This is a genomic window from Devosia sp., assembly GCF_017307565.1.
In the GTDB taxonomy this organism is placed as follows: domain Bacteria; phylum Pseudomonadota; class Alphaproteobacteria; order Rhizobiales; family Devosiaceae; genus Devosia.
The window spans coordinates 1-6,972 of sequence record NZ_JAFKHD010000489.1 but is presented as its reverse complement, the minus strand read 5'-3'; the positions used below and the strand labels follow the sequence as shown (position 1 = coordinate 6,972).

Annotated in this window: 7 protein-coding genes; 4 read left to right on the top strand and 3 right to left on the bottom strand. The window is 62.5% G+C overall.

All coding sequences use genetic code 11. The features are described 5' to 3' along the window. The first annotated feature begins 93 nt into the window (after positions 1 to 93). The 3 genes from J0I64_RS21370 to ychF all read left to right on the top strand — a co-directional run bounded on the left by J0I64_RS21370 (position 94) and on the right by ychF (position 3,590). Positions 94 to 1,635: a tryptophan halogenase family protein gene (locus tag J0I64_RS21370; protein ID WP_291412100.1), complete on the top strand. Its 1,542-nt coding sequence runs from the start codon at positions 94 to 96 to the stop codon at positions 1,633 to 1,635. After that, a complete protein-coding gene (locus J0I64_RS21365; RefSeq protein WP_291412098.1) occupies positions 1,632 to 2,210 on the top strand; it encodes a LysE family transporter in 579 nt (192 codons plus the stop codon). The genes J0I64_RS21370 and J0I64_RS21365 overlap by 4 nt, the downstream gene beginning before the upstream one ends. A 282-nt stretch (positions 2,211 to 2,492) precedes the next feature. Continuing rightward, positions 2,493 to 3,590 (top strand): redox-regulated ATPase YchF, encoded by a 1,098-nt coding sequence (gene ychF / locus J0I64_RS21360; protein WP_291412096.1) that lies wholly within the window; start codon positions 2,493 to 2,495, stop codon positions 3,588 to 3,590. A gap of 195 nt (positions 3,591 to 3,785) precedes the next feature. Here the strand turns inward: ychF and J0I64_RS21355 are convergent, their stop codons facing one another. After that, entirely contained in the window at positions 3,786 to 4,604 is an 819-nt protein-coding gene (locus J0I64_RS21355) for a phytanoyl-CoA dioxygenase family protein (RefSeq protein WP_291412093.1), read from the bottom strand. A gap of 85 nt (positions 4,605 to 4,689) precedes the next feature. Between J0I64_RS21355 and J0I64_RS21350 the strand changes: the two genes are divergently transcribed. Next, entirely contained in the window at positions 4,690 to 5,505 is an 816-nt protein-coding gene (locus J0I64_RS21350) for a helix-turn-helix domain-containing protein (RefSeq protein WP_291412091.1), read from the top strand. On the opposite strand, the gene J0I64_RS21345 is transcribed toward J0I64_RS21350, so the two are convergent. Continuing rightward, positions 5,502 to 6,236, bottom strand: a complete 735-nt coding sequence (locus J0I64_RS21345; protein ID WP_291412089.1) for a phosphotransferase — start codon at positions 6,234 to 6,236, stop codon at positions 5,502 to 5,504. The two genes, J0I64_RS21350 and J0I64_RS21345, sit on opposite strands and share 4 nt — an antisense overlap. A 4-nt stretch (positions 6,237 to 6,240) precedes the next feature. Next, positions 6,241 to 6,972: helix-turn-helix domain-containing protein (locus J0I64_RS21340; protein WP_291412087.1), on the bottom strand; the 732-nt coding region annotated here is incomplete at its 5' end.

Here is a 6,972-nt window from a genome sequence, read left to right as displayed (position 1 = left end):
CAATCGGTTATGCAGACATTTTATCCGGTTTTCACAGGAGTGCTTGCCGTCGATCATGGGTCCACATAGCCTGCCTTCGGGGAGGACTAACGCATGGGCAAGCCTGCACATTTTGTCATTGTGGGTGGGGGGACGGCCGGCTGGATCGCGGCGTTCATCATTCAGGATGAGGCGCGGCGGCGTGGGTTTGATTTCAGGATTTCGGTGGTCGAGAGTTCGCGCATTCCCACGGTCGGCGTGGGGGAGGCGACGACGGCAGCTTTCCGGGTGCTGCTCAAGCACTTTGGGATCGATGAGTTCGAGTTTTTCCGCAAGACCGATGCGAGTTTCAAGCTGGGCATTCGGCATGAGGACTGGCGGCGGAAGGGCTATACCTACTATGGGCCTATCGATGATCCGCACCAGGTGATCAAGGCGCCGCCGGGGGCGCCTTCGGATTATCTCAACGTCTACGCGGTGGCGGCCGGCAGGGCGGTGCAGGAGATGCACATGTTCCAGCCGCTGCTGGAGCAGAAGAAGGCGCCATATGCGCTGAAGCCCGACGGGTCGCTGATTGCGCTGGGGCCGTTTCACCACGCGTTTCATTTCGATCAGGCGCTGGTGGGGAAGTTTTTTGCCGGCAAATCCAAGGGTGTCGAGAAGGTCGATGCCTTGGTGGCGGGCGTCGAGCGTAACGGCGAGACCGGGGATATTTCGGCGCTGGTGCTCGACGATAATTCGCGGCTTGAGGGTGACTTCTTTATCGATGCGACGGGGTTTCGGAAGCAGATCATCGTCAAGGCGCTGGAGGCGCCTTGGAAGAGCTATGCACATGAGCTGCCGGTCAATCGGGCGCTGCCGTTCTGGATTGATCTAAAGGACGGGGAGGAGCTGCCTAATTACACGCGGGCCTGGGCGCAGAGCGCGGGCTGGATGTGGCAGATTCCGACGCGGACGCGCTTTGGCTGCGGCTATGTCTATTCCGATGAGTTTTCGACGCCGGAGCAGGCGAAGGAAGAGGTCGAGCGTGTGCTTGGCCACGAGATTGAGGTGCGCAGCGATATTCGGTTCCAGATCGGGCGGCTGGAAAAGGCATGGATCGGGAATTGTGTGGCGGTGGGGCTGAGTTCGAGTTTTCTCGAGCCTCTGGAATCCACCTCGATCCATGGCACGATTGTGCAGATGATGTTGTTTGCGCAGCGCTATATGGAAGAGCCTGGGAAAATCACTGACAAGGCGCGGGACGACTACAATGCGCGGGTGGGGCGCCAGGTCGACGATTTCCGGACCTTTGTGAATACGCACTACATGACCGAGCGGGACGACACGCCGTTCTGGCGGGAAGTGCGGGCCAATCGCATTCACCCCGAGACCCAGGAGCGGCTGGCGCGCTGGAAAAAGGAAATGCCGCGGCATGAGCATTTTCCGAATTATCTCGGCGGGCTGCCGCATATCGAGACGCAGTTGCACTATCCGGTGCTCAACGGGCTCGGGCTGCTTGACCAGAACTTGGCGCGTAAGGAAATGGAGGCCGACCCAAAGCTGCGGCGCTTTGCGCAGCAGGCATTTGATGGGCTGGTGCAGGAATATCGGGCGGCGGCCAATCAGGCGCTGGGGCACCGAGAATTCCTCGAAATCGTGCAGGGTATGAGTTGAGCGACTGGACTGCTTTTATTCTCGCCGTGCTTGGCCTGTTGGCTACGCCGGGGCCGACGAACACGCTTATGGCCGCCAGTGGTGCGCAGCGCGGGGTGCGGAAGTCGCTGCATCTGCTGGCTGGTGAACTCGGCGGCTATGCGATTGCGATCACGGTTTGGATCGAGATCGTCGGAGCGGTTGCGGCGAAAGAGCCGATGGTGGGGACGGTGGCAAAGCTTGTTGCCGTGGCGTTTCTCTATTGGTCGGCGTGGAAGCTCTGGCGCAATGCCGGGCATGCGGATCTGGGGCAGCGGGGGATTACGCTGGGCCGGGTCTTCGTGACGACCCTGCTCAATCCCAAGGCGCTGGTTTTTGCGTTCGCGATCTTTCCGGTGATCGGGTTTGTGGAGCGGCTGCCTTATGATGGGGTTTTTGCGGTTTTGGTGGTGACGACGGCGGTCGGATGGATGGTGCTGGGGGCGCTGGCGCAGCGGGGTTCGGCGGGGCTGCTGACTTCGGCTCGGGTGGAGCGGATTACGGCGGTGGCGCTGGTGGTGTTTGCTACGGTGTTGATGGCGCAGACGCTGAGCTAGGGGAACGAGACATCCGAGCGTTGTGCCCACTCGGATTTCCCCCTCATCCGGCGCTTCGCGCCACCTTCTCCCCGATGGGGAGAAGAATGGTCCGGCGGCCTCCTCTATTCCTCTCCCCATCGGGGAGAGGTGGCTCGGCGTAGCCGGGTCGGTGAGGGGGGGCTTCAAGGTTGCTGATAGATGGCGGCGTGCGATGATCGCAGAGCGGCGTCGCTGCGCGATTAGGTTGACATCCCGGCCAAACCGACCCAATTGAACCCCAACAATTTCCCGGAGTTTCCCATGGGCTTTAAGATGGGCATCGTCGGCCTGCCGAATGTCGGCAAGTCGACGCTTTTTAACGCGCTGACCCGCACCGCCGCGGCGGCTGCCGCTAACTTCCCGTTCTGCACCATCGAGCCCAATGTGGGCGATGTGCCGGTGCCCGATGGGCGGCTGCAGAAGCTGGCGACGATCGGCAAATCGGCGACGATCCTGCCGGCGCGCATGAGCTTTGTTGATATCGCGGGCCTCGTTAAGGGCGCATCGAAGGGCGAAGGGCTGGGCAACCAGTTTCTGGCGAACATTCGCGAATGCGACGCCATCGCCTATGTGCTGCGCTGCTTTGAAGACGGCAATATCATCCACGTTGCCAACAAGGTCGACCCGCTGGCCGACGCCGAAGTGGTCGAGACCGAGCTGATGCTCGCCGACCTCGAAAGCCTCGAGAAGCGCCGTGCGGGCGTGGAAAAGAAGGCCAAGGGCAATGACAAGGATGCCAAGCTGACGCTCGAGCTGATCGATCGCTCGCTGGTGCTGCTGCGTGATGGCAAGTCGGCGCGCTTTGTCGAGCGTTCCAACGAAGAAGAAAAGGCCTTCCAGGAACTGCAGCTTCTGACGTCGAAGCCGGTTCTCTATGTTTGCAACGTGGACGAAGGTTCGGCCGAGAACGGCAATGCGATGAGCGCCAAGGTGGCGGAATATGCCAAGGCGAATGACGCGGGTGTCGTGATCATCTCGGCGGAAATCGAGAGCCAGCTGGCTCAGCTTCCTGATGCCGAGCAGAGCGAATATCTGGAGTCGCTTGGGCTGCATGAGCCGGGCCTCAACCGCCTGATCCGCGAGGCCTATGATCTCCTTGGTCTGCAGACCTACTTTACCGTTGGCCCCAAGGAAACGCGCGCCTGGACCATCCACAAGGGCGACAAGGCTCCGGCGGCTGCGGGTGTCATCCATACCGATTTCGAGCGCGGGTTCATTCGTGCGCAGACAATCGGGTTTGATGATTTCGTGACGCTCGGCGGCGAAGTTGCGGCCAAGGAAGCGGGCAAGGCTCGTGATGAAGGCAAGGAATACGTCGTCAAAGACGGCGACGTGATGCTGTTCAAGTTTAATACTTAAGTCCGGCTGCTTCACGGCAAAATCGCTCCAGTGGAGCGATTTTAGGGCTTAAGGCCATGAGAGCTGTGCTCGAATGGCTTGAGCCAAGAGCACTGACGTTTGAATCCCCGCGCGAGCGGGGATTTCTTTTTGTGCGGAGTGGTGTGCAATGACTTCGTCCTTCGACAGGCTCAGGGTGAGATCTATTGTGAGGTCTCAGTGTGGACCCATGGCCGGTTGGTTGGTGCCGCAGGGGCCGCCGTCCATGTTGATGGCGATGTCCTGCTTGTCGCCATCAAAGCTGAGGGCTTCGTACCAGTGGCTGATCTCTTTGGTGCTGGCGGGCACGTAGTGGAAAATCAGCGAACGGCGGAAGCGGTCGGGGCTGGTATTGGGCGTCGAGCCGTGGATGACGCTGCCGTTGAAGAAGAGCACGTCGCCGGCTTTGAGCTGCATCATTTGCGGTTCGAGGCCCGGAGGCGGTTCGACATGTTCGGTGGTGAAGAACAGGGCCGGGTCTGACGGTTCGGGGCAGGCGATGTCGAGCATCGCGGTCTGGGGGACGCACATCATGCCGCCATTGTCGGCGTCCGCATCGTCGACGGCGATCCAGGCGGCCATGCAGGTGCCGGGTTTTACGCGCAGGTAGAAATTGTCCTGATGCAAGTCCTGGCCGCGGGCGCCGGGCGGCTTGAAATAGAACATGGACTGGCAGGCAAGGGGCTCTTCGCCGAAGAGGTCGGCGAGGACGGGTTTCAGGCGCGGATCGAGCATGTAGCGCATGGCGAGCTGGCCGGCGGCTTTGTCGGGGTGCTTGTGCGGGTGCATCATGCGCGGGTAGCGGCTGAGCGGATCGTTGGGCGTGTTACCGCGCGGGGTGTCGGAGAGGCCGGGCACGGGACCGTTGGCGGCAGCGTCCATGAAGGTTTGGCGGATATCGGCGATTTCGTCCGATGAGATCAGGCCGCGAATGGCGAGGAAGCCGTCGCGCTCGAACTGCGCCGCCTGTTTCTCGTTGAGATGGGTGTATGTCATTTCGTCCTCCCCTTTGGCTTCAAGTTAGGAGATCGGAGAGCGGTTGGCCATGGAACATGCTGCCTGTTGCATATAATATCCTGCTATGAGCGAAATTGCAGAGAACCCGTATCAGGCGACGAGGCGGCTCCTTACCGGGCATTTCCATGAAACATCGGGCTACCGCTCCGTGCGGCGGCGCGGGGTGGGCGATTGGCTGCTGGTGCATACGACGGGCGGGAGCGGGCGCTTCGGGCATGCGGGTGGCAACCTGATTGTCGAACCCGGGGACTGGGTGCTGCTACGGCCCGGTGCGCCGCATGATTATGGGGTGGAGGAGACGGAGGGGCGGTGGGAGCTGGTCTGGGCGCACTTTCAGCCGCGGCCGGACTGGCTGGAATGGCTGGATTGGCCGGCGGAGGCCGACGGGTTGATGCGGCTGCGGATCGAGAGCGGGGAGCTGACGGAGCAGTTTCTGGCGGTGCACCAGCTTTGCAGTAGCCAGGAGGCGCGCGGCGAGGCGCGGGCTTTTCATGCGCTGGAGGGGCTGCTGCTGGGGCTCGATGGGCATCGTCCGAAGCGGGAGGCGCAGGCGGGAGATGAGCGCATCCGGCGGGCGGTCGCGTTCATCGGGGATCGGCTGGGGGAGAAGCTGCTGGTGGACGACGTGGCGGAGGCGGTGGGGCTTTCGCCGTCGCGGCTGGCGCATCTGTTTCGGGCGGAAACGGGCGAGACGCTGCAGGGGCATATCGAGGCGCGGCGGATGCAGATGGCGGTAGACCTGCTGCGGCAGACCAGCTTTCCGATCAAGAGAATCGCGGCGAGCGCCGGGTTCGATAGTCCGTTCTATTTTTCGCAGCGGTTCCGCCGCTTCATGGGACTGTCGCCGCAGCAGTTTCGGCAGCGGCAGGACCGGGACTAGATGGGTCTGACCTCGGCGAGGCGCTTTTCGGCATAGTCGTCTTTCCAGCAGACTGCGGCTTCCCAGGCGGCCGCGGCTTGTTCGGCGGTGTCGCGGGAAATACCTTCGAGGCCGGCGCCGTTGAAGGGGAGGGCGAGGTCGAGATCGGGGACGTCGACATGGGCTTCGTCCCAGTCGATCAGTGCCACGCGGTCGGCGGTGATGCGGACATTGGCGGGGCTGTTGGGATTGCCGTGGACGGCGCAGGTTTTGCGGCCGGCGAGCCTGGCCCAAGCTGCGCGGCAGCGGGCGACGGCTTCGGCGGGCATGGCGGTGAGGTCGATCCGCGTGCCGGTGTCGGCTTTGAGGAGATCGGTCGAGCCGCGCCAGCCAGGGCGTTGGGGCCAGCCGGCGGTGAGGCGATGCAATTGACGCAGGGTTGCGGCGACGCGGGTCCAATCGGCATGGGTCTGGGGCGGCCCGCCTTCCATGTATTTCATGACCGTGAGGCCGCCGGCGAAGAGGCGGCCGTCTTTGGCCGGGACGGGGGCGGGGACGGCGAGGCCGTGGTGCTCAAGGTATTGCAACAGGTTCGCTTCCCAGGCGAGATCGGCATCGCTGCGCTTGCCAAGGCGGCCGACGGCAAGTTGGCCGTCGATGCTGAGACTCCAGACGTCGTTAGCGACGCCGCCGGTCAGCCTTTCGATGCGGGTGGCGTTGTCGCCCCAGGCAGAAAGTGCGTCCCAGCTCATTGCTCTAGCCCTCGATCGTGTCTTTGCGCATCTGGCTCGGCGTCATGCCATAAGCCTTGCGGAAGTGCTCATAGAACTGTGTCTGGCTGACGAAGCCAGATTGGAAGGCGACGTTGGCGATGGAAAGGCTGCCGTCGAAGAGGAGGCTGCGGGCGCGGATGAGGCGCATGCGGGTGACGAATTTCTGCACCGAGATGTGCATGACCTTGGTGAAGAGGTTGGTCGCATAGTTGGGGTGGAGGCCGACAACCCTAGCGATATCTTCGGCTGAAAGAGGATCGGTGATGTTTTCAACGATATGGCGGACCATGCGGACGACGTAGCGCACCGGGGTCGCAGTGCGGGTGCGGGTGCCGGACTTTTCGAGCCAGGCGGGCAGGAGCGTGTCCCAGCCGGTGATGGCGGCGCGGCGGAACATGGTGGCGATTTCTGCGCGGACGAGATCGGTGCGCAGGGAATTGCCGCTGCGATAATCGCCGTGCCAGCGTTCGAGCGTTTCAAGACCGATGCAATCGGGGGTGAGCTGGATGACGCCGCCGCCCATCAGGGTTTCGGTGAGGCGGCCAAGCTGGGGCATTTCGAGGAAGGCGTCCATCGGCAGGTAGATATTGAGCTGCTTGCCTTCGCCGATGTCGTGCAGGGCTACAGTCGGGTGGGGAATGCCGGCCCAAAACGCGATGAGGCGGTTGTCTGATACCGAGACCGGGCCGCCATCGAAAACGTAGTCCATCCGGCC

Excerpts from the sequence above, each read along its gene's own strand:
- J0I64_RS21370 (WP_291412100.1), top strand. The coding sequence starts at position 94 with ATGGGCAAGCCTGCACATTTTGTCATTGTGGGTGGGGGGACGGCCGGC.
- ychF (WP_291412096.1), top strand. The coding sequence starts at position 2,493 with ATGGGCTTTAAGATGGGCATCGTCGGCCTGCCGAATGTCGGCAAGTCG.
- J0I64_RS21355 (WP_291412093.1), bottom strand. The coding sequence starts at position 4,604 with ATGACATACACCCATCTCAACGAGAAACAGGCGGCGCAGTTCGAGCGC.
- J0I64_RS21350 (WP_291412091.1), top strand. The coding sequence starts at position 4,690 with ATGAGCGAAATTGCAGAGAACCCGTATCAGGCGACGAGGCGGCTCCTT.
- J0I64_RS21345 (WP_291412089.1), bottom strand. The coding sequence starts at position 6,236 with ATGAGCTGGGACGCACTTTCTGCCTGGGGCGACAACGCCACCCGCATC.